This window comes from Rothia terrae (assembly GCF_012396615.1).
GTDB lineage: Bacteria > Actinomycetota > Actinomycetes > Actinomycetales > Micrococcaceae > Rothia > Rothia terrae.
This window is the reverse complement of sequence record NZ_JAAXPV010000002.1, coordinates 87,023-109,093: the sequence shown is the minus strand read 5'-3', so window position 1 is coordinate 109,093 and position 22,071 is coordinate 87,023. Positions and strand designations below refer to the sequence as shown.

The following is a 22,071-nucleotide window of genomic DNA, read 5'->3' as shown; positions in this document are numbered from 1 at the left end:
ATTGTGGAACGCAAAAATATTCAGGCACAGCAAACTACTCATACCGCGCAGGAACAGGAACACGTAGAACTTGCTCAAAAAACCACAGAGACCAACCAAGAGCTTCTCACCAACGTCGATGACATCCTCGCTGAAATTGACGGTGTTCTCGAAGAAAACGCAGAAGACTTTGTAAAGGGTTTTGTACAAAAGGGCGGTCAGTAACCATACTCTGACCTCACCCTGACCGCCTATCTCCAGAAAGATTCACCCGTGGAACGCAGAATATACGGCATTGAAACCGAATACGGCATTAGATATATCCCTAAAAGCCTAGGACACCTCGGACCAGAAGAAACTGCCCGTAAACTCTTCAAACCCGTTGTAGACACATGGCGTTCCACCAATGTCTTTTTACCCAACGGCGGCAGACTTTATCTAGACGTTGGTTCACACCCGGAATACGCCACGGCAGAAACCGCGACTCTTCGGGACCTCATCACCCACGATAAAGCGGGGGAGTATCTCTTCAATGACCTCATCAATCAGGCTGAGGATTCACTAGAAGATGAAAATTTGACCGGCACTATCTACCTTTTCAAAAACAACGTAGATTCTGCTGATAACTCATACGGCTCTCACGAAAACTACATGCTTGAACGCAAAGTAGAATTCGCAAAGCTTGTAGCTTCGCTGATTCCGTTTCTGATTACTCGCCAGATTATTGTGGGTGCTGGCAAAACTCATCCTGCCGGTCCTCCGGCGTGGGGAACACAGCCGGGTATCAGCGCAGAACCTTCGTATTCATTTTCTCAACGAGCCGACCACATTTGGGAAGGCTCATCCACAGCCACCACTCGTTCGCGTCCGCTCATCAATACCCGCGATGAGCCGCATGCGGATGCGTCTTTATACCGCCGACTCCACGTGATTAACGGCGACTCTAACATGTCGCAAACCACCACGCTTCTAAAAATTGGTGCGACCGACCTCGTGCTACGCATGCTCGAAGAGCGCTATCCGCTCAAGGATTTTGCCGTTAAAGATACCGCGACGGCTTTGCGTACCATTTCTCATGATCTCACCGGCACGGCGCGTTTTGCCCTAGCTGACGGTGGGGAAATCAGCGCTTTAGAAATGCAGCGTCACTACCTTGAATCTGCTCGAGCTTTCGTAGAAATCAAGGGTGAACATCACCAAGACGTAGCGTATGTTCTGGATCTTTGGACCCGTACGTTAGAAGCGATTGAAGCCGATGATTTTTCTACAATCGACACTGAGATCGATTGGGCGATTAAGAAAAAACTCTTGGACGCCTACATCGCCCGAGGTGCTAGCGGTTACGACGATCCGCGAATTGCGCAGTTGGATCTCGCTTATCACGACATCGACCCCCGACGCGGAGTCTACAACCTACTGGCGTCAAGAGGGCAAGCTAAGACCGTTGTCAGCGAGCAGGAAATTGCCCGCGCTGCTATCCACCCGCCTGAAACTCGCGCAAAATTGCGTGGTGCATTCATCAATGCGGCTCGTAATGCTGGTGAGCAGTTCACCGTTGATTGGGTGCACATGAAACTGAATGCGTACCCGCAGCATACGGTGATGTGCAAGGATCCGTTTGCCACGGAATCTGAGGACGTTCAGGCTCTGATCAAAGTGCTGGATGGTATTGCGCCAAGCACCTCTTGGGCACCGCCATTTATCTAATTCAGGGTTGCTCTCAGCAAATTGTGAGCGAGCAACTGTAGGATAGTTACGAAAATTTAGTTTAGCTTCGACGAAAGAATATGGATGAAGAAGAAATTTGCAGCTAAGAAGTTGACGTGGGCCGCTACCTCCGCTGTGGTTGTTTTGGCATTGACCGCGTGCGGTTCAGGTACTCAGAAGCTTGAGGATGTTGATTACGATATGAAGGGCGCAACTGCTGAGCCTTCTGTCGGTTTTGAGACCCCCTTCGCGGCTACCGGCAACCAGACTCACATCATTGAAGATGGTTCTGGTGATCAGGTGAATGAAGGTGACGCGCTTGTACTTAATGCATCTGTATTCTCAGGTGCTGACGGTAAATCGCAGGGTTCAACCTACACTTCATCGCCGTTGATTATTGAGGTCAATGACCAGCTGAAAGAAAATGCCCCTGAAATCTACGATGTAGTCTCTCAGGCTAAGGTTGGCACGAGCTTCTCGTACACCACCAACACCACAATGGGTCAAGATGGAACTAAGTCCACCAGCAGCCCCGGCTCCGCCACCAACGTAGAGGTGTACACCATTTCTCAGAAGCTTCCGTCCTCTGTAGAAGGTGAGCAGAAAGATCTTGGTGCTGATAAGCCTAAGTTCACTCTCGAAGGCAATAAAGCTACCCTCACTCTTCCTGAGAATAAGGGGGACGAGCCCAAGGAAGTTGTGACCGACGATTTGATTACCGGTAACGGCGAAACCGTCAATGAGGGCGATACCGTCTACGCACGTTACATCGGTGTGACCTGGAACGACGGTAAGGTTTTCGACCAGAATTACGATGCGGCTCCCGCAGCTTTCCAGCTCAGTAAAGACAGCCTGGTTGAGGGGTGGGTTGAAGGCCTTGCCGGTAAGAAGGTCGGTTCACGCGTCATGGTGACTATCCCCACTGATAAGGCATACGGCGAGAACGCTAAGGAAAACCAGATGCCCGAAGGCCCGCTGGTCTTCGTGGTGGATATCTTGGGACGCTCAGATGCACCCGCTGCGACTGAAACTCAGTCTGCACCTGCTGAGACTGGTGAGGCATCATCAGCTCCTGCTCAGTCAGAAACACCTCAGCCTGAAGAATCTAAGTAAAACACTCATCGAAGAAGAGGAGAACACTATGTCATTTGGCGAGCGCAAACTTGATCGCACCAAGCCTGAAATTGATTTCCCTGAGGGCGGTGAGCCCACTGAATTGGTGATTACCGACCTCATTGAGGGCAATGGTCCTGCTGTTGAACCCTGCAATTACATCCAGTGCCACTATGTTGGTGTAGCTTTTTCCACCGGTGAAGAATTTGACTCATCGTGGAACCGTGGTGAGCCTCTTGGTTTCACTGCTGGTGTTGGTCAGGTAATTCAGGGCTGGGATGAAGGTCTAATTGGTATGAAGGTTGGTGGACGTCGTCGCCTTGAGATTCCTTCAGCAATGGCTTATGGCGAGCGCGGTGCCGGTAGCGCAATTGGTCCTAACGAGTCATTGATCTTCGTCGTAGATCTCGTGGATATTCGTAAGTAATATTTTCAGCACATAGCCTCTCACGTCACGGTGAGAGGCTATTGTTTTAATCGATGAGCAAAAGTTCTGTTGAGCGACTGATTGCGCTTTTGGATGTTCTCTCTCGTTCTGAGCGAGGGATTACGCGCGAAAGCATTAAAACCTCCGTTCCGTCTTATGCGGAATACAGTAATGAGGCGGCTTTTGAGCGCGCTTTTGAAAGGGATAAAAACCAGCTTAAGGCGCTGGGCTATCACCTTGAGACGCTTAAGCCGGTACCTGGGGGATTGTATTCACGCTACCGTATCCGCAATGGCTCAGCTAGGGTTCTTCCTCAGTTTGAGCCTGGGGAGGTGGCGATTTTGTCGGCGTTGACGAACGTTTGGGGGAGAAGCGTCCCGGCACGCCGGACGGTTTCTCGTATCCTTACTAAACTTGGTCTGGCCGGTCTGGCTAATGGGCTGACGGAGACGTCGGCCTTTATTACTGCGCCTCAAGAAATCGATACTCTTATTGAAGCGGTTGCTGAATCTAAGGCAATGACGTTTGAGTATCGCAATGCGCAGGGCGATGTTTCATCCCGTACAGTGACTGTGTGGGGACTGGGGCATCGTTTTGGTCAGTGGTATGTGTACGGTTTTGATCATGCTGTTCGTGATGAACGGATTTTTAAACGTGATCGGATGTGGCAGCTAAAGCTGGTGAACATTGAGACTCATCTGCCTCCGCAGAGTTTTTCGATGAAGCGGGCTTTAGAAAAGATTTCTGATGCAAACACTCCACTTGCTTTTATCGAAGATGCCCCTGATAGCTCGGCAGTGGTTCACGTGGGTAATGTTTCTGGTGTGCCGTTGTATAACTGGCATGAGGCTGTTGGGTGGATGATTCGCCACCATGCCCGAGTAGCTGATGTTGCCCCGCATTCTGTTCCTTATCAGTACTCAGCTTCCATAAACTTGCAACAGCGCGTCAAAAAGACTTTGTCTGTTGCGGCCAAGAAACTTACTGAAATGCATGAGGGGGAACCTAGTATCTCTCCTGCGAGTATTAAGTGGGTTGAAAGAAGTAGTAAAAGGCGCAAAGAAACAGCGCTGGATCACCTCACTCGTGTGCTACGGATAGCTGAATTCGTCAAAGATAATGCGCCGGTGTCGCTCAAAGAAACCGCTGTATATTTTCAAACTACGCCTGGCAAGATCCGTCAAGACCTAGAGCTTTTATGGCTTGCAGTGGATGAGGAATCACTGACTTTGGAGCTTGATAAGGGTAAGGTTCAGTCGCTCAGTGGCGCAGACTACTTGGTAAGTGGCGCGCCTTTGTCAGCGCAAGAAGCCCTCTATTTATCTTTGACGATAGATCAGCTACGTCGCGTCATTCCTTCAGCCGGTGTTGTGGACCAAGTGTTCGGCAAGATATTTGCAAGCTACCCTCAGCTGCGTCAGCTCACCAATAGATGCGCTATTTATTCAGCTGTACCGGTTTCTTTAGCCCGGTTTGAGTCCGCTATCCGGTTACGTGAGAACATGAGAATTCGTTACAGTACTTCTCGGGGCAGCTCCGAACGAACGATAACGCCTCAGCAACTTATTCTCGACAATGACTCCTATTATCTGGTGGCATGGTGTCACTTACGTCGGGCACAACGAAAATTTAAAATGGCTGATATCGAGGTGTTAGACGAGGAGCAAATAATTGATGCTGTTGAAAAGGCTTCTTCTCATACAGGTGATAGCCTGACTCATCAGAAGGTCATCATTCGTTATACAGGGCAGGACGCGAGCGCACAGCAGATGCTGGAATCGGTTGCTGAGAGATACAGCAAAGATCAAACCATCTTTGAGATAGATCTTTTCAACAATGCGTGGTTTGATTCTCTTGTGACGGATGCTGCCGGCACCATAGAGGTGATTGCTCCCCTGGAGGTGCGCGAGCGCATCCGCGCATACGGTTCAAACAGTTAAGCCTGTATTTGCTAATCTCTCACAAAATTCCCAGTGTTCTCATACACTTACCGGTATAAAACACAAAGATAACGCTCTATACTTGAGTTTATGCCTTGGTGGTTTTGGATTGTTTTGTGGGGAAGCCTTGTAGTAGCATCACTTGTGCTACTTGCTTATCTGCTCTTTGTAACCCTCAAAAAAGGCTGGAAAGCACTGTCTGAAGTTGAGGCGTGGGAAGCCGATTTCTCATCGCGTTTGGCTGAAGCGAACAGTGTTAGCTACCGCAAACTAGAATCACCCAGTGAACCTGCAATCTTTACTCCTGTAGGTGAAGCAGTTTCGCACTATGAGTCTGGCAAACAAGAACGTAAAATCGATCGTGCAGTTCGACGCTACCAGCGTCGTGAGACACTCGGTCAGCCTCAACGCGTAGATGATCTACGTATATACGCACAGGAAGGTGCAGACTAATGGTTCGTGGTTTATTTGATAACCCGGTAATGCTCCTTATTCTTCTTTTGATTATCATTTTGCTGTTTGGCGCTCCGAAGCTTCCCGGTATGGCTCGTAGCTTGGGTCAGTCCATGCGAATCTTCAAGTCAGAGGTAGATGGCATGAAGAAAGATGGCAACAGCACAAAGGTGGCTTCTGCTAAAGATCCCGTTGAGGGCGAAGTTGTGAATAACAACAATCACGGTTCAGTAGCAGCCCCGGATTCGACCGATAAGCTGTAATTTTTGATGTGCACGAGTACCCGCATAATCTGGTTGTAGCAGGTTATGCGGGTATCGTCCTGTTGACGCCTAGTTTGTGCTGTGCACAGACCTGAACTTCTCGGAGATGTAATGGCTAATCCAAATAGCAGAAAGAATAACCCCCAGGCGAAGATGGCGTTGGGGGAACATTTTCGTGAGTTCCGTAACCGCTTGATTAAATCTGCGGTTGCAACTGTACTGACGTCTATCGCGGGTTTCTTTTTGTATGAGCCATTTATCGATGCGATTTCTGGGCCTCTGGCTGAAATTAACTCGATTGATGGACGCGAGGCTGTGTTGAACTACGCAACTCCGGCGGCGTCCTTCAACCTTATGGTTACTGTTTCGCTGTACATTGGCTTGGTTTTAGCATCTCCGGTGTGGCTGTATCAGCTTTGGGCCTTTATTACTCCTGCTCTGTACAAAAAAGAGAAGCTGTACGCGATTGGTTTTGTGGCCGCCGCAGTGCCCATGTTCTTTATCGGTCTTGCAGTGGCGTGGTGGTGCATCCCTGCTGCCATCAAGGCACTCACCATGTTCAATCCCCAGGGAACCACTAACATTATGGGGGCTGATATCTACATCGCTTTCTTCATCAAATTCATGGTGGTTTTCGGTGTAGCTTTCGTTCTGCCTGTTGTACTGGTTGGCGTCAATATGATGGGACTTATTCGCGGTCGTACCATTCTCAAGGCATGGCGCTGGGTTATCGTCCTTGTTGCTACCCTGGCGGCAGCCGTTGCTCCGGGCACCGACCCGATGACTATGTTCTATTTGGCGGCTCCTCTGATTATCTTCTTCTTTATTGCCATCGGTATTTGCATGATGAACGATAAGCGCCGCGATAAAAAGAACGCTAAACTCGCGGCCGGTCTGACAGATGATGAGCTCAACCGCGCAACCTCAGCCGAAGAACTAGATCAGCTTGGACGCGTAGAGCAAAACTAAAATTCTGACTTTGACTTTTCACGTAGGATAGTTTTTATGTCTTCCTACGCAGAACGTTATCAGCAAGCAAAGCAGCGAGCCGCTTACGCCAAAACTCAGCTCGGGGTGTTTGAAAATCGGGTTGGTTTTGATCTCGATGATTTCCAGCGTCAAGCGTGTGAAAGCGTAGAAGCAGGACGCGGCGTCCTCGTTGCTGCACCGACCGGCGCAGGTAAAACCATCGTCGGAGAATTTGCTATTTTTCTGGCGCTGTCGCAGGGCAAAAAAGCTTTCTACACCACGCCTATTAAGGCTTTGAGTAACCAGAAATACAACGATCTGGTCAAAGAATATGGTGAAGATTCAGTTGGTCTTTTGACCGGCGACACGTCGATAAACTCAGAGGCACCGGTAGTTGTGATGACAACTGAGGTGCTTCGGAACATGCTGTACGCTGAGTCCTCAACTCTTACTAATCTCGCCTATGTCGTCATGGATGAGGTTCACTATCTTGCCGACAGATTTCGCGGTGCTGTGTGGGAAGAAGTGATTATTCACTTACCCGAGCACATCTCAGTAATTTCGCTCTCTGCCACTATTTCTAACGCTGAGGAATTCGGTGCGTGGCTCGATACTGTGCGTGGCTCTACCGACATCATTGTGTCGGAGCATCGCCCGGTTCCCCTGTGGCAGCATGTGCTGGTGGGTAAGCGTCTGATGAATCTTTTCGCCGAAGAAACTACGGTTTCTCAGGCAGCGGATGCACTATCATCAGCTGACAATGAGGCTCCCGCCGTCAACCCGGAGCTTCTTAAAATGCGTACCGGAGGTTCTCGTGGGGGAGGACGCCGTCCCGGTGGGCGACGAAATAATCGTGGACGCAACGGACGCGGACCGCGTGACCGCCGTACTCCCGCGCTGAAAACAACAGCAAGCGGTTTTTCGGGCTCTGCACAACTTCCAGCGCGTATTTCCCGACCGGCAATGATTGAGACCCTTGATAAAAATGGGTTGCTTCCCGCCATCTGTTTCATCTTCTCACGCGCAGGCTGCGACGGTGCTGTATCGCAGTGCATTGACGCAGATATCCGTCTGACGACCGACGCCCAGGCGCAAACTATCCGAGCCTACATCGCAGAGGCTACCGCATCCTTGGATGTCCGTGATCTGAACGTCCTCGGCTTCTACGAATGGCGTGAGGGGCTCACCCGTGGCATCGCAGCGCACCACGCTGGTTTGCTGCCTATCTTCAAAGAAATTGTTGAGACCCTATTCTCCGAAGGTCTTATCAAAGTTGTTTTTGCCACCGAAACGCTGGCCCTCGGAATCAACATGCCTGCTCGTTCAGTGGTGCTTGAAAAACTTACCAAGTTCAATGGCGAAAACCACGTGGACATCACACCGGGGGAGTACACGCAGCTGACAGGACGTGCAGGGCGTCGAGGCATCGATATTGAAGGCCATGCAGTGGTGACATGGCGTAACGGTATGCAAGCTGAACAAGTTGCCGGTCTTGCATCACGCCGCACCTACCCGCTGAACTCATCATTCCGTCCCACCTACAACATGAGTGCAAACCTCATCGCTCAGTTCGGAGCCGAGCGTACCCGTAAAATCCTGGAATCATCGTTTGCACAGTTCCAAGCCGATAAGTCAGTGGTAGGTGTAGCCCAACGTGTCCGTAAAAATGAGCGCGCCCTCGAAGGTTATGCTGACGCTATGCAGTGTCACCTTGGTGATTTCACCGAATACGCCCGCATTCGTCGTGAAATTAAAGATCTTGAAAAACAGGTGCAGAAGAGTCGCCGCAAGCTATCACTCTCACAAGCTGTAGCATCATTGCAGCAGCTCGTACCCGGAGACGTCGTTGATATCCCCAAAGGCAAAAACCGAGGCTATGCAGTCGTGTTGACGCGTGCGGAATCAAACGATGACCCTAGACCCTCGATTCTGACGATAGATGCCCATGTTCGACGTCTAGAGACACGAGATTTAGTGGGGCCCATTGTTCCTGTCTCAAAGATTAAGGTTCCCAAGAAATACAGCGTAAAGACGCCTAAAGAACGCCGCGACATGGCTTCACGTATGAGGGAGGCGATCTATCAGGGACGCCCACCCCGCGAGCGCGCGCAAAATACGTGGTTTGACCATAAAGAAAGCGCTATAGAAACCAAGCTAGATGAGCTACGCCACGCTATGCGTACGCATCCCTGCCACGGATGTTCAGAACGCGAAGAGCACGCACGCTGGTCTGAACGATGGTGGAAACTTGAGCGGGAGACAGATGGATTGCGCCGGCAAATTTCACGTCGCACTAATACTATTTCTCAAGTGTTTGATCGGATTACTGAGCTCCTTCGTAGCTATGATTACGTATCGACCACGGCGGAGGGCAAGCTGGTTTTAACATCTCGTGGACAGAGCCTCAGGCGGGTCTACGGCGAAAAAGATTTGCTGACATCTCTCTGCCTGGAAGAGAGATTCTTGGACGGTCTCGATTCAGCTTCAATGGCATCCGTTGTCTCAGCTTTGGTATATCAAGGCAAACGCGATGAAAACGGTTTTCTCAGCAAATATCCGCGCCCAGAAATTGGGAAGTCAGTTACCACAATGATTACGTTGTGGAGCCAGCTAACCGATGCTGAGGAACAGATGAAGCTCCCTCAAACTGCGACTCCTGATTTAGGTATGGTGTGGCCGATCTATAAATGGGCCCGTGGAGATTCACTTGCGAAGTCAATTGAAGGCACTGACCTAGCGGCTGGCGACTTCGTACGCTGGGTCAAGCAAGTCATCGATGTGCTCGACCAGATTTCACATGTTGCACACAACGATGCGCAAATGCGTACCGCATGTGAAGCTGCTATCGGAAAGATTCGTCGCGGCGTTGTAGCTGACCAGATGTAGCGTGCAAGGTTTTTAGAAAAGGAGAATTAACGTGACAAAGGTACAGGTATTTTCCAACGGTTCTGTCTACAGTCCTGCAGATCCCTTTGCGACCTCGTTGGTAGCCAACGGAGAAAAAGTTGAATGGGTTGGGTCCGATGCCGGTGCAGAATCAATTATGGATGACTCTATGGAATCTCAGGATCTCAACGGTCTTCTGATAACACCGGGTTTTGTTGTTGGGGGAGTCACGGTCGACTCCCTTCAGGAATTGCAGAATCTTGAGGAACAGCTACCAGCTCATGGCTATGTCGCCGGTACGATTTTTATCGGAGAGGACCTACTCAAAGAGGCATCAAAAATTTCGGGACTTTCCCTGTATCCGTATGTTCGCATCCAACGTGAGAGCAAAGTTGAGCATCTTAAAAATTTAGGTGCATACGGAGTCTTAGTAGATGCCGGTCAGACAGAAGCTTCCGTATTGGTCTCAAAGGCCGTGGATGCGGGACTCAAGGTTGCATTCGATGCAAGTTCAGAGGACCTCATTGAGTCTACTCTGGCGATCATTGAGGCACTAAACGCAGAAAGTCCGTTGAAAAGGTTACGAGCAGGGGTCCGTCTCGATGGAGTACTTGAAGTCACCCAAGCGCAGCTGAACCGTATTGAAAAGCTCAATATCAGCATAGGGTTTGTAGACGATCTTAACACAACGTCTGCATCACTAGCATCGGCCATCAAAGCCGGTGTTGCCACCTATATCGGCTCTTCAACTCAACCCACCCAAAAACTGTGGGGTTGGGAACTGACGACGTTAGCGGTACATCGCCAGAACTCATCAGACAATATTTCAGCTCGCGCAGCTTTCAACTCGCAAACGCGAGGTGCCTGGCGCGGACTTGGCTTTGCTGAGCCTACCCAGGGACAATTGGTGCCCGGAGGTAACGCAGATTTCGCACTGTGGTATTTCGATTCCTTGATGGTTCAAACCGCTGATGAACGCGTTGCCGCATGGAGCACTGATCCACGTGCCCGCACACCGTTGTTGCCGACACTTGACGGAGATACCTACCCGCAATGTGCGACAACATACCGTAGCTCTACCCCCATATTTGTACGTAAATAATCAGTATTATGCCTAGTTATTCAATCTTTAAACAAGCGATTGATAACTAGTGCTTTATACTAGAACTCTGATATTTAAACGCGTAGCTCAAAAGCTGCTAGTAGGAGATTTATATGCGTGTTCTGACGGTTATCCCGACCTATAACGAGAAAGACAATCTACCAGTGGTAGTTTCTCGTCTACGCGCAGCCGTTCCAGACAGCGACATCCTAGTTGTGGACGACAGTAGCCCCGACGGTACAGGTGAACTTGCTGATTCAATGGCTGCTGAAGATTCTGCAATCCACGTGTTGCACCGCAAGGTAAAAGACGGTCTCGGCGGAGCGTACTTGGCCGGCTTTGATTGGGGTCTAACTAATAACTACGATGTGTTGGTTGAGATGGACGCCGACTGCTCTCACCAGCCGGAACAGCTTCCTTTACTTATTGAAGCTATTGAGAACGGCGCAGAACTCGCTATTGGTTCACGGTATGTTCCCGGTGGTAAGACCAAGAACTGGCCAGCTCACCGTCAGATTCTTTCTCGCGGTGCAAACCTTTACACCCGCTTAATCTTGGGTACCAAAATCAAGGATATTACCGCAGGATATCGTGCATACCGCCGTGAAGCTCTTCAGAAGCTCAATTTGGACGGGATCGACTCTAAGGGTTACGTTTTCCAGGTTGACTTGGCATGGCGTTCAGAGCAGGCCGGACTGAAAATTACCGAAGTACCGATTACCTTTGTAGAACGCGAAATTGGCGATTCAAAAATGGACGGAAACATCATCCTTGACTCCATGACCAAGGTAACTCGCTGGGGTCTGACCGGTCGTGCAAATAACCTGCGAGCAAAATTTAAGAAATAAGCACGAGCTCCGACCCACCAGTGGGGGAGTTAAGCCAAGAGGGGCCCTGAACTTTAGAGTTCAGGGCCCCTCTTGTTGTAAAACCAAGGTTTAGAGAGAATGACGCTCGCGGTAGATTTCGAGGCGCTTCTGCAAAGTTTCTTCGAGTTCTTCCATTGAGCGACGCTCCATCAACATATCCCAGTGGGTACGTGCAGGCTTATCGGTAGCTTCTTCCTGCTGAGAGTCACCGTTGACGATGCGTGCTTCTTTACCGGACTTAGCGGTCCATGTAGTGGGGACTTCAGCTTCTTGAGCAAAAGTTACAAAGACGCGTTCGCCGTCCTCGGTGCGGTACTCAATTCGCTGGCGAGGTGCGGGTTCAACGCCGGCTTCAGTTTCCATTGACTGTGAGCCAAGGCGCATACCGCGCAGGCTGCGATCACTCATGCATTTTCCTTCCACAGAAGATTAGATTCGAAAGCTATAACCACAGCGTAATCGTATTTATTCCGAGTGGTTGAAGAATTGCTAAACAACCATTATAGCTATATCGGGCGGACATGGCGGTTGGTAAAGCTGCGATTGGCGGGTCTAGTTGGGTGACTTGTGTTAACAAGGCGGAAGTTGTGGCGATGTCAGTGCCGCCGGTAGTGGATGCAGCTCTAAGAGCTACTTGAAACAATGCACGACTTGAGTTTGAATTTGGCAGATACTCCAGCGAGTCTCAGTGGTGGAATAACTGTGCCGAGGCTTTACTCAGGTTCTAGAAACTATCAAAGGTGTGATGATGAACGATTGCCGTCTGCAAAACAATTAGAAAAACATTGTAGTCATCGGCAAAAACCTTCCGTTCGTAGGTATTTATAGAACGCCGATAATCTATATTATGTAAAGTAGTTCTAAAAACACTCTCCTGCGTGCTGAGTTTTTGATGCCCACCATAGATCTGACAACGATTCTTCGGAGTTGGAATTCTGTAAAGTAAAGATATGAAGAGAATTCCTTTTTCCTACCTTGCCCTTGACCTTATAGCGGTGACTATCTTTGCGCTCATCGGACGGATGTCTCATCAGCACGGCTTGACGGCGTTAGGCGTCCTTTCGACCGCTGCGCCGTTCTTAGTGGCAACTCTTATCGGTTTTATCGTTGGTCGTTATTTGACTCGAAATCTCATGGTGCAAGGTCTGATTGTGTGGCTATTTACCTTGAATCTGGGAATGATTTTGCGTGTTGCCTTTGGCGGCGGCTTTGCTGTTTCTTTTTATATAGTGACCGCCATTGCCTTGCTGATATTCTGTGGCATCTGGCGATTGCTTCTTAGAAAGAGCATTTATTAAACAAAAACCCTCAACCTTTACTTTAAGGATGAGGGTTTTAGTCTATGATTTGTTGCTGAATTGTACCCAGCTGTTGAGAGTCGCTAGAGCCTTGCCGGAATCTATTGAGTCCTTGGCTCGGTCAATTGCTTTCTGGAAACGCTGCTGGAATGGATCTGTCGTCGCATCTTCAAAAGCAACAATAGCTGCTGCCGCATTGAGCAGTACAGCATTTCTAATGAAGCCTGGTTGCCCATTGAGAGTATCAAGTACTACTTGAGCGTTATGGGTGGCGTCTCCCCCGCGTAAATCATCGATAGACCCGAGCGGCATATCAAAATCTGTCGGAGAAACAGTGTATTTTTCAATGGCGAAATCATTAGTCTCCCACACGGTTGACTCCCCCGTTATGGTGATTTCATCCAGTCCGTCGCTGCCTCTAAAAATCAAAGCATGGTCACCGCGTGAGGCAAAAACTTCGGCAATTTTCTCGGCCATTTCGCCGTCCGCTACACCGATAGCCGAAGCTCGGACGCGGGCAGGGTTAGTCATAGGCCCGAGGTAGTTAAATGCCGTTGGAACGCCCAGTGCTTTGCGTACCGGTGCTACATGTTTCATGGATGGGTGAAAAACTTGCGCAAACAGAAACGTAATACCTGAATTATTGACGCATTCAGCGACATCGACAATGGGCGTCTGGAGATTAACACCCAATTTTTCAAGTACATCAGCTGAACCTGAAGATGAACTTGAAGATCTATTTCCATGCTTGATAACGGGAACCCCAGCGCCAGCGATCACGAGTGAGGCCATGGTCGATATGTTGACCGTGTTTTGCATATCCCCGCCAGTGCCAACGATATCCACAGCGTCACGGGTGATTTGAATATTTTCAGATTTCTCCAACATTCCTTGAGCAAGAGCGTTAAGTTCTGCTGGGGTCTCACCTTTTACATGGAGAGCCACTAGAAAAGCGCCTGTAACAGCCTCTGATGTCTCGCCTGACATGATTTGGTCCATGGCCCAAGCAACCTGCTCATCGGTGAGATCTTTGCGGGCCACTAGATCATTAAGTAACAGTTTCCAGCTCAAGGGTTCATGTGAAGTCATGTAGCTGATTGTATGACGCCGCTCCCCCGACAATCTAACTCGCGGCGCAATGTGAACAGTAGGTGATGTTCACGTGTAAAAGAAATGTCACAATTTGTCCAAAAAAGACCGATAATTCGGGGTTTAATGCAACACACCCCCTGCAACACCCCTCAACCTATTGGTTCATGCGAAGTTTTATAGACATAATGTCTATGTGACAACTGCAACCCATACACCCAGTAAGTCCGCCCCCGTGACTTTGAACCGACCCAACGTTGTATCAGTAGGCACCGTTGTTTGGTTGGCGTCAGAGCTCATGTTCTTTGCCGGACTATTCGCAATGTACTTTACGCTTCGTGCTGCACGCCCAGATATTTGGGCAGAAAATGTGCACCACCTTGAAGTTCCGATGGCACTCGGTAACACCATCGTGCTCGTTTTGAGCTCGGTTACCTGCCAGTTTGGTGTATTCAAGGCTGAGCAATTGAAGCCTCGCCGCACCGGCTCACTCTTCAATATCAAGGAGTGGGGCATGGTTGAATGGTTTATTTTGACCTTCATCATGGGTGCGTTCTTTGTTTCAGTTCAGGCTTTCGAATACGCAAACCTCGTTTCAGAAGGTGTAACCATCGCTTCTAGCGCATATGGTTCAGCCTTCTATATCACCACCGGATTCCACGCACTTCACGTGACCGGTGGTCTTGTGGCTTTCTTGTTCATTATTGGACGCGCTTACTTGGCTAAGCGATTTGGCCACTACGAAGCAACTTCAGCAATCGTTGTTTCTTACTACTGGCACTTCGTTGACGTCGTTTGGATTATTCTGTTCGCCGTCGTTTACTTCTTGAAGTAAACCTCGAAGTGAAACTTTAAATTCAGCTTTATAAGCACACACTAAGGAAAACACGTGAAGGCACTTTCTCAAAAGCGGCGCCATCCGCTTGCAGCTGTCGTGTTGTTGGCTATTGCTCTGATCCTCACTGGCGGTCTTTATGCAGTAGCAACCGCAAGCAACCAGGCACAGGCAGCATCCAGCACTACTTACACTGCATCTGATATCGAAGAAGGTCAGAAGCTGTTCGTTTCGAACTGCGCGACCTGCCACGGTCTCAACGCTGAAGGCACCGTCGACGGTCCTTCACTTGTTGGTGTTGGCGCTGCTGCTGTTGACTTCCAGGTAGGAACCGGCCGTATGCCTATGCAGATGCAGGGCACCCAGGCTCAGGTTAAGCCGCGACAGTTTAACGATGAACAGACTCATCAGCTTGCTGCATACGTTGCATCTCTTGGCGCTGGTCCTACTGTTCCTGAAGATGAGCACCTTGATGTTACGAAGGGCGATGCAGCCAATGGTGCCAAGGTCTTCTTGGCTAACTGCGCAATGTGCCACAACGCAGCAGGTGCTGGTGGTGCACTTACCCGTGGTAAGTGGGCTCCTACCCTCATGGGCGTCTCAGAAAAGCACATTTATGAGGCAATGGAGACTGGTCCTCAGAACATGCCGGTCTTCAACGATGCGAACATCACCCCTGAAGAAAAGCGCGATGTTATTACTTACCTGAAGGCTCAGGAAGTTAATGAATCCCCCGGTGGTTTTAAGCTTGGATCACTTGGCCCCGTTTCTGAAGGTCTTTTGATTTGGACCTTGGGTCTTGGCATCGTAATCGCCTTCACCATCTGGCTGACCTCACGTTCAGCATAGTTCGGTAAGCACACACAATATTTGACTAGTTCTAGGAAGATTTGAGGCATCACATGGGTAACCATCGTGACAGCACTGAAGAAGTTTCTTCAGTTGCAGTTACCTCTCTTGAGGCAAGTAAGGAGAAGTTCCCTGATCCGGGACTGCCTCCGCACTCCCCGCGTCTAACCGACGTGGATCCTAAGCAGAACAAAAAGGCAGAACGCCACGTCACGCTTCTTTTCGTGATTTCGATTCTTGGCGCTTTGCTTTTCTGGTTTGCTTACTTTGGCATTCGCGTAGAGGGCAACTTCTACGATGTAACCAACCCTGAGAATAACCACCTGCTTCGCTTGCAGAATCTTTTCTTGGGTCTTGGCATTGCTCTTTCAATGTTCGGTATCGGTATCGGTATTGTTCACTGGGCACGCGCGTTGATGCCCGACCATGAAATGGTCGAAATGCGTCACCCGGTTTCTTCTGAAGAGTCCCGCGCAGAGGCACAGGACATCATGGAAACCATTATTGACGAGTCGGGCATCAAGCGTCGCCCGCTGTTGCGTAACACTTTGATCGGTTCAATCATTCTTGCACCGCTGACTTTTGTTACCTTGTTCCGCGACTTGGGTCCTGCTAATCCTTCACTTCTGAAGCACACTTTGTGGGATCAGGGTGTACGACTGGTTCGTGATCCCTCAGGTACCCCGATTAAGGCTGCAGACGTTACCATCGGTTCGGCATACCACGTCCTACCTGAAAACCTGCAGTCACTGACTCACGAAACCGGCTACGTTGAAGAAAAGGCTAAGGCTGTAGTTCTTCTGATGCGTATTAACCCTGCAGAACTCAACATCTCAGAGGACCGCAAGGACTGGAACGTTGACGGCATCTTGGCGTTCTCCAAGGTATGTACTCACGTTGGTTGCCCCATTGCTCTTTACGAGCAGCGTACGCACCACCTGTTGTGCCCTTGCCACCAGTCAACCTTTGACGCTGCAAATGAGTGCGAAGTTATTTTCGGACCTGCTGCGCATCCTTTGCCCCAGCTTCCCATTGCTGTGGATGAAGAAGGTTACTTGGTTGCTCAGAGCGACTTCCATGAGCCCGTCGGCCCTGCATACTGGGAACGTGCTAAGCACGTTAACGAAATGGCAGGTGAGGCTAACTAATGGCACACCACGTTATTGAGACCGAAAATAACTACCAGGCACGCACTACTACCGGTAAAATCACTAACTTCGTTGATACCCGCGTAGGTATGTCAGGTATCGTTCGTGAATTCGGACGCAAGATTTTCCCCGATCACTGGACCTTTATGTTCGGTGAGGTTGCAATGTACAGCCTCATCATTCTGATCCTCTCGGGTACTTTCTTGACCCTGTGGTTCAACCCCTCGATGGCATCAGTAACCTACGATGGTACTTATTTGCCTCTCAAGGGTGTCCATATGTCTGCAGCTTATAGCTCAGCTTTGGATATTTCATTTGATGTTCGTGGCGGTTTGTTGCTGCGCCAGATTCACCACTGGGCAGCGTTGCTGTTTATGACTGCACTGACGATCCACATGCTCCGCGTATTCTTCACCGGCGCATTCCGTCGTCCTCGTGAACTCAACTGGGTAGTAGGTTGCTGCCTCTGGTTGCTCGGCATTTTTGCTGGCTTCACCGGTTACTCACTCCCCGATGACGTTCTTTCAGGTAACGGTCTGCGTATTGTGGACGGCATCATGAAGGCTATTCCTCTTGTAGGTACTTACCTCTCGATGTTCTTCTTCGGTGGCGAGTTCCCCGGTACCCTGTTGATCAGCCGTTTGTACTCGATTCACATCATGGTGATTCCTGCACTGTTGCTGTTGCTTATGGCTATTCACCTGTTCATGGTGGTTGTTCACAAGCACACTCAGTACCCTGGCCCCGGCCGCACTGAGGACAACGTTGTGGGCTTCCCTGTAGGTCCCGTCTATGCAGCTAAGGCTGGCGGTTTCTTCTTCATCGTGTTCGGTATTATTGCGTTCCTTGGTGCAACTTTCACCATCAATGCGATTTGGAACTACGGTCCTTACGATCCTTCACCCGTTCAGGCCGGTACTCAGCCTGACTGGTACGTAGGCTTCGGCGATGGCGCCTTGCGCCTGTGGCCCGGTTCATTCCCCTGGTCATGGAAGATTGATCTTTTCAACCACACCTTCGTATTAGCAGTTCTGTTGCCCTTCATGCTCGCAGGCGTCCTCGTGTTGTTCATGTTCACTTGGCCCTGGATTGAACGTTGGGTTACCAAGGACAATCGAGTTCACAACATTCTTGATCGTCCGCGTAACGCTCCGTTCCGTACCGCAGCTGGCGCAGCAGGCATCGTTTACTACTCAGTGATGATGATTGCAGCAAGCTCTGACTTGATTGCGACTCACTTCCACGTTTCGCTGAACGATGTGGCTTACGTATTGCGCTTCCTGTGGTTCTTCGGTCCGATTATTGCGTTCATTATCGTTCGCCGTATTTGCCTGTCTCTGCAGCGCAAGGATCGTGAACTGGTATTGCACGGTATCGAAACCGGTAACGTTGTTCAGCTCCCCCACGGCGAATTTATTGAAGTTCACAAGCCGTTGGATGAGTACCACCGTTATAAGCTCGTTTCTTTCGAATCACCTGAGCCTTTGGCTGCACAGCCTAATGCTAAGGGCAAAATTACCGGTGCTGAGAAGATCCGCGCTCGCATCTCAAAGTGGTTCTTTGAAGATCGTGTAGCTCCTGTCAGCCCCGCTGAGCTCGAAGCTGCGCACCATCACGGTCACGGTACCGAAGCTGTTGAAGCTGGTCCCAAGCCTACTGGCTCCCTTGGCGGCCACTCACACAACTAAATCTAAAGTTAGAGATAGTTCTTAAAAGGAGGATCCCTCGCCGAGGGGTCCTCCTTTTTGTTGCTTCTAAGCAACAAACGATGGTGTCGTTTGGTGAGATGGATTGAATGTAGTGAAATGGTCCGAAGATGTCGACAAGCCTTGAGCTATTCCTATGGTCATCATCGGTGCAACAGGTCAACGAAACTCGAACTGATCGTTTACACATTTGCAGTCTTAGCAGATTATTCTGTCAGAGGTCGGGCGGGTTAGACTCACCCAGTATGGACTAATAGCCTGTTAAAGCCGTACAAAGCCATTTCAGAAGGTAAATACATCATCAGTTCGATTGCCCCACTGATATCTGGTATTTAGGCCCTTAGAACGAAGATTTAGTCTAAAGAGTGAGAATGTTTTGGGGCCTAGCAATCTAGATCGATTGAGCGCATGAACCTATAGGGATGATCTATTGGCTGCGAGATTGTTCATACAGCCCTAGTGAAGTATCTCTTCATATCAGCGCACGCCTTAAAAGTAGAAATCAGAATAGATACAGCACCAAGATTCTTGAGATGAATACACGATTATAGTCAGCGTGATTTCGATCGGCCAGTTTTCCTGAAGCTGACGGAAAACAGATCCGAACCCAAATTACTTTGTTACTCGTCTGGGTGCTCCCCTACGAAGCCGATATGATCCTCTGAAAGATAGCAGAAGGAAACTGGTAACTTTCGTGCGTTTAGACAGACTCGGCCTGCGCCATGATGCGTTAAGGCAGAGCAGTCGCATCGGGCCATAAAATTTATACTCTCTATCGCTTTATAGCCACTTGGCGGTAGTAAGGACAACCTCGCAACCATCAATCTGCCTGCAAGAGGCTGCAACTATTGCTCAATCTAGCCAGACGAGGCTAGTTTTGCTTGTGTCCCTCAAACCCACGTGCACCAGGAATAAAAGGCTTTGGCATAGCCCTCACAGCCGCACCATAAAAATTCTCGTGATATCCCTGGTCACCAATGACTTTTTATTGATATTGGCATTGTTGTTCTGTTGCTCAGCACCGCAAATGCTCAGTGTTCTATCTTGGATCGCTGAGTAGAGTTTAGAGTCATTGAGCGTGTTCAAAACCGCTGTATATTCTGGACGCTTTGTTGCGCTGAATAAAGATTGTTTTGCTAAAAGCCGCGGTGTTGATAGAGACCCAAAATATGCTCGTAGTGTTGTAGACACGCTGCAGCCGGGCACCTACTATTGCTGTTGTTAACGGAGATTGGGCAAGGAACTGCCAGCTTAAACAAATTCAGGCGGATACAGAATAATCTGTATCCGCCTGAACGACTTATGCCTGCTTACTCAATTAGTGAGCGTGGTTACCACGGTTGTATTCGTAGACCCAACCAACGAGTGCAGCCAGTGCAACAGGAATGGCCAACAGAGTGACCCATGGTGCAATAGCGATACCTACAACTGCGATAGCTGCAACGGTACCAAGTGCTAGCGGCCACCATGACCACGGTGAGTAGAAACCGTATGCTCCTGCTGCATCTGAGATTTCACCGTCGAGGTTTTCGTACGGCTGATCAGGATGCATCTTGTCAGTGAATCCAAGGAACCACCAGAGGAAGAGACACATTACTGCAGTTGCGAGAATTGCAGGGAAACCAGCCCATTCCTTGAAGTGTGTCATGAAACCGTAAACAATGCCTACGGGAATCAAGAAGACACCAATCAAACCGAAAATCTTTGCAAGAAGTTTCATGAGGTTATGCCCTTACGTCTGCTACTGCACGACGAGCTGCAGCAGCTACGTCATGGTTGGTTGACAATTCAGGATGGTGCAGGTCCAACGCCGGACGCTCTGAACGGATGCGAGGCAGAGCGGTGAAGTTGTGGCGAGGAGGCGGGCAAGAGGTTGCCCACTCCAGCGAACCGCCGAAGCCCCAAGGATCGTCAACTTCTACCTTCTTGCCATTGCGGCTAGTGGTGTAAACGTTCCAGAACCAAGGAATCATTGAAACTGCAAGAATCATTGAGCCTACGGTTGAGAGCTGGTTCATCCAGGTGAATCCATCTTCGGGCATGTAGTCCGCGTAACGACGGGGCATACCATCGACACCGAGCCAGTGCTGTACCAAGAAGGTCATATGGAAGCCAATGAAGAGCAACCAGAAGTGAATCTTGCCGATGCGCTCGTTGAGCATCTTACCGGTGAATTTAGGCCACCAGAAGTACAGACCTGCGAACATACCGAACACGATGGTACCGAAGATTACGTAGTGGAAGTGAGCAACCACAAAGTAGGAATCTGATAGGTGGAAGTCCAGCGGCGGAGTCGCGAGGATGATACCGGTGATACCGCCGAAGAGGAAGGTAATCAAGAAGCCGATAACCCACAGGAGAGGAGTCTCAAAAGTGATTGAACCCTGCCACATGGTACCGATCCAGTTGAAGAACTTCACACCGGTCGGAACGCCAATCATCATGGTCATGAACGAGAAGAACGGCAACATAACTGCGCCGGTTACGTACATGTGGTGAGCCCAAACGGTTACTGAAAGAGCTGCAATTGCGATGGTCGCAAAAACAAGACCCTTGTAGCCAAAGATGGGCTTACGTGAGAAGACAGGAATAATTTCAGAAACGATGCCGAAGAAGGGCAAAGCCAAGACATAAACCTCGGGGTGACCAAAGAACCAGAATAGGTGCTGCCACAGAACTGCGCCACCGTTTTCAGGATCAAAGATATGTCCACCCAAACGACGATCCATACCCAATGCGAAGAGTGCAGATGCCAACGGGGGGAAGATCATGATGATCAAGATTGAGGTAATGAGAGTGGTCCAGGTGAAGACCGGCATACGCCACATGGTCATACCCGGTGCACGCATACAAAGGATGGTGGTCAAGAAGTTGACGCCACCCATGATGGTGCCGAAGCCCTGTAGAGCTAGGCCGAATACCCAGAGATCGCCACCTACTGAAGGTGAGTAAGTGGTGCTGTTCAGGGGCGCATAAGCGAACCAGCCGAATGATGCAGCACCCTGAGGGGTAATGAAGCCTGCGATTGCAATAAATGAACCGAACAGGAAGAACCAGAACGCCAGAGCGTTAAGGCGAGGGAATGCAACGTCAGGTGCACCGATCTGCAAAGGAACAAGAATGTTTGCAAATGCAGTGAACAAAGGTGTACCGAACATCAGCAACATCAAGGTGCCGTGCATGGTGAAGAGCTGGTTGAACTGTTCTTTGGTGTGCAGAACCTGCATACCGGGTTCAAAGAGCTCAAGTCGCATCACAAGTGCCATAACACCTGCGAAGCAGAAGAAGATGAAAGCGGCAATCAGGTACATGTACCCGATGGTCTTGTGGTCGGTGGAGGTAAGCCAGTTGACGATGATGCGTCCCTTGGACTTAGGTACCACACGTGATACTACAGGGCTGGTGCCCTCAGCTGAATACTCAAAAGTTGACATGTGT

At 49.7% G+C, this 22,071-nt stretch carries 20 protein-coding genes; 16 read left to right on the top strand and 4 right to left on the bottom strand.

Annotated elements, in window-relative coordinates; genetic code table 11:
* Positions 1–3 precede the first annotated feature (3 nt).
* The 11 genes from HF984_RS01645 to HF984_RS01595 all read left to right on the top strand — a co-directional run bounded on the left by HF984_RS01645 (position 4) and on the right by HF984_RS01595 (position 11,687).
* Positions 4–204 carry a ubiquitin-like protein Pup gene (locus HF984_RS01645; RefSeq protein ID WP_168613944.1) on the top strand — a complete coding sequence of 67 codons (201 nt, stop codon included), beginning with the start codon at positions 4–6 and terminating at the stop codon, positions 202–204.
* A 48-nt stretch (positions 205–252) separates the two neighbouring features.
* Positions 253–1,686: a Pup--protein ligase gene (gene pafA, locus HF984_RS01640; RefSeq protein WP_168613943.1), complete on the top strand. Its 1,434-nt coding sequence runs from the start codon at positions 253–255 to the stop codon at positions 1,684–1,686.
* An 84-nt stretch (positions 1,687–1,770) separates the two neighbouring features.
* Positions 1,771–2,799 (top strand): FKBP-type peptidyl-prolyl cis-trans isomerase, encoded by a 1,029-nt coding sequence (locus HF984_RS01635; RefSeq protein ID WP_168613942.1) that lies wholly within the window; start codon positions 1,771–1,773, stop codon positions 2,797–2,799.
* A gap of 28 nt (positions 2,800–2,827) precedes the next feature.
* Positions 2,828–3,226, top strand: coding sequence for an FKBP-type peptidyl-prolyl cis-trans isomerase (locus HF984_RS01630; RefSeq protein ID WP_168613941.1), 399 nt, complete (start codon positions 2,828–2,830; stop codon positions 3,224–3,226).
* Positions 3,227–3,279: 53 nt separating this feature from the next.
* Positions 3,280–5,166: a helix-turn-helix transcriptional regulator gene (locus HF984_RS01625; RefSeq protein WP_168613940.1), complete on the top strand. Its 1,887-nt coding sequence runs from the start codon at positions 3,280–3,282 to the stop codon at positions 5,164–5,166.
* 90 nt (positions 5,167–5,256) lie between these two features.
* Positions 5,257–5,619, top strand: coding sequence for a hypothetical protein (locus HF984_RS01620; RefSeq protein WP_168613939.1), 363 nt, complete (start codon positions 5,257–5,259; stop codon positions 5,617–5,619).
* Positions 5,619–5,882, top strand: a complete 264-nt coding sequence (locus HF984_RS01615; protein WP_168613938.1) for a twin-arginine translocase TatA/TatE family subunit — start codon at positions 5,619–5,621, stop codon at positions 5,880–5,882. Before HF984_RS01620 ends, HF984_RS01615 begins: the two co-directional genes overlap by 1 nt.
* 111 nt (positions 5,883–5,993) lie before the next feature.
* Complete coding sequence (gene tatC, locus HF984_RS01610) at positions 5,994–6,851, top strand: twin-arginine translocase subunit TatC (RefSeq protein ID WP_168613937.1); 858 nt, start codon at positions 5,994–5,996, stop codon at positions 6,849–6,851.
* 36 nt (positions 6,852–6,887) lie between these two features.
* Complete coding sequence (locus HF984_RS01605; RefSeq protein WP_168613936.1) at positions 6,888–9,737, top strand: DEAD/DEAH box helicase; 2,850 nt, start codon at positions 6,888–6,890, stop codon at positions 9,735–9,737.
* A 31-nt stretch (positions 9,738–9,768) separates the two neighbouring features.
* On the top strand, positions 9,769–10,839 hold the full coding sequence (locus HF984_RS01600; RefSeq protein ID WP_168613935.1) for an amidohydrolase family protein: 1,071 nt from the start codon (positions 9,769–9,771) through the stop codon (positions 10,837–10,839).
* 113 nt (positions 10,840–10,952) lie between these two features.
* Positions 10,953–11,687, top strand: coding sequence for a polyprenol monophosphomannose synthase (locus tag HF984_RS01595; RefSeq protein ID WP_168613934.1), 735 nt, complete (start codon positions 10,953–10,955; stop codon positions 11,685–11,687).
* A 90-nt stretch (positions 11,688–11,777) separates the two neighbouring features.
* On the opposite strand, the gene HF984_RS01590 is transcribed toward HF984_RS01595, so the two are convergent.
* Entirely contained in the window at positions 11,778–12,116 is a 339-nt protein-coding gene (locus tag HF984_RS01590; protein WP_168613933.1) for an RNA polymerase-binding protein RbpA, read from the bottom strand.
* Between the two features lie 542 nt (positions 12,117–12,658).
* On the opposite strand from HF984_RS01590, the gene HF984_RS01585 reads away from it, so the two are divergent.
* Positions 12,659–13,006: a DUF3054 domain-containing protein gene (locus HF984_RS01585; RefSeq protein ID WP_168613932.1), complete on the top strand. Its 348-nt coding sequence runs from the start codon at positions 12,659–12,661 to the stop codon at positions 13,004–13,006.
* Positions 13,007–13,048: 42 nt separating this feature from the next.
* Here the strand turns inward: HF984_RS01585 and trpD are convergent, their stop codons facing one another.
* Entirely contained in the window at positions 13,049–14,095 is a 1,047-nt protein-coding gene (gene trpD / locus HF984_RS01580) for an anthranilate phosphoribosyltransferase (protein ID WP_168613931.1), read from the bottom strand.
* A gap of 196 nt (positions 14,096–14,291) precedes the next feature.
* On the opposite strand from trpD, the gene ctaE reads away from it, so the two are divergent.
* From ctaE to qcrB, 4 genes are read left to right on the top strand one after another with little or no spacing between them, the layout of a single operon-like run.
* The gene (gene ctaE / locus HF984_RS01575) at positions 14,292–14,930 is read left to right on the top strand and encodes an aa3-type cytochrome oxidase subunit III (protein ID WP_168613930.1); all 639 of its coding nucleotides are present in this window, start codon (positions 14,292–14,294) and stop codon (positions 14,928–14,930) included.
* 54 nt (positions 14,931–14,984) lie between these two features.
* Positions 14,985–15,779, top strand: a complete 795-nt coding sequence (gene qcrC / locus HF984_RS01570; protein ID WP_168613929.1) for a cytochrome bc1 complex diheme cytochrome c subunit — start codon at positions 14,985–14,987, stop codon at positions 15,777–15,779.
* Positions 15,780–15,832: 53 nt separating this feature from the next.
* Entirely contained in the window at positions 15,833–16,927 is a 1,095-nt protein-coding gene (gene qcrA / locus HF984_RS01565) for a cytochrome bc1 complex Rieske iron-sulfur subunit (protein WP_168613928.1), read from the top strand.
* The gene (gene qcrB, locus HF984_RS01560) at positions 16,927–18,615 is read left to right on the top strand and encodes a cytochrome bc1 complex cytochrome b subunit (RefSeq protein WP_168613927.1); all 1,689 of its coding nucleotides are present in this window, start codon (positions 16,927–16,929) and stop codon (positions 18,613–18,615) included. The genes qcrA and qcrB overlap by 1 nt, the downstream gene beginning before the upstream one ends.
* A gap of 1,336 nt (positions 18,616–19,951) precedes the next feature.
* On the opposite strand, the gene HF984_RS01555 is transcribed toward qcrB, so the two are convergent.
* A complete protein-coding gene (locus HF984_RS01555) occupies positions 19,952–20,353 on the bottom strand; it encodes a cytochrome c oxidase subunit 4 (RefSeq protein WP_168613926.1) in 402 nt (133 codons plus the stop codon).
* 4 nt (positions 20,354–20,357) lie between these two features.
* Positions 20,358–22,067 carry an aa3-type cytochrome oxidase subunit I gene (gene ctaD, locus HF984_RS01550; protein WP_168613925.1) on the bottom strand — a complete coding sequence of 570 codons (1,710 nt, stop codon included), beginning with the start codon at positions 22,065–22,067 and terminating at the stop codon, positions 20,358–20,360.
* Positions 22,068–22,071: the final 4 nt, after the last annotated feature.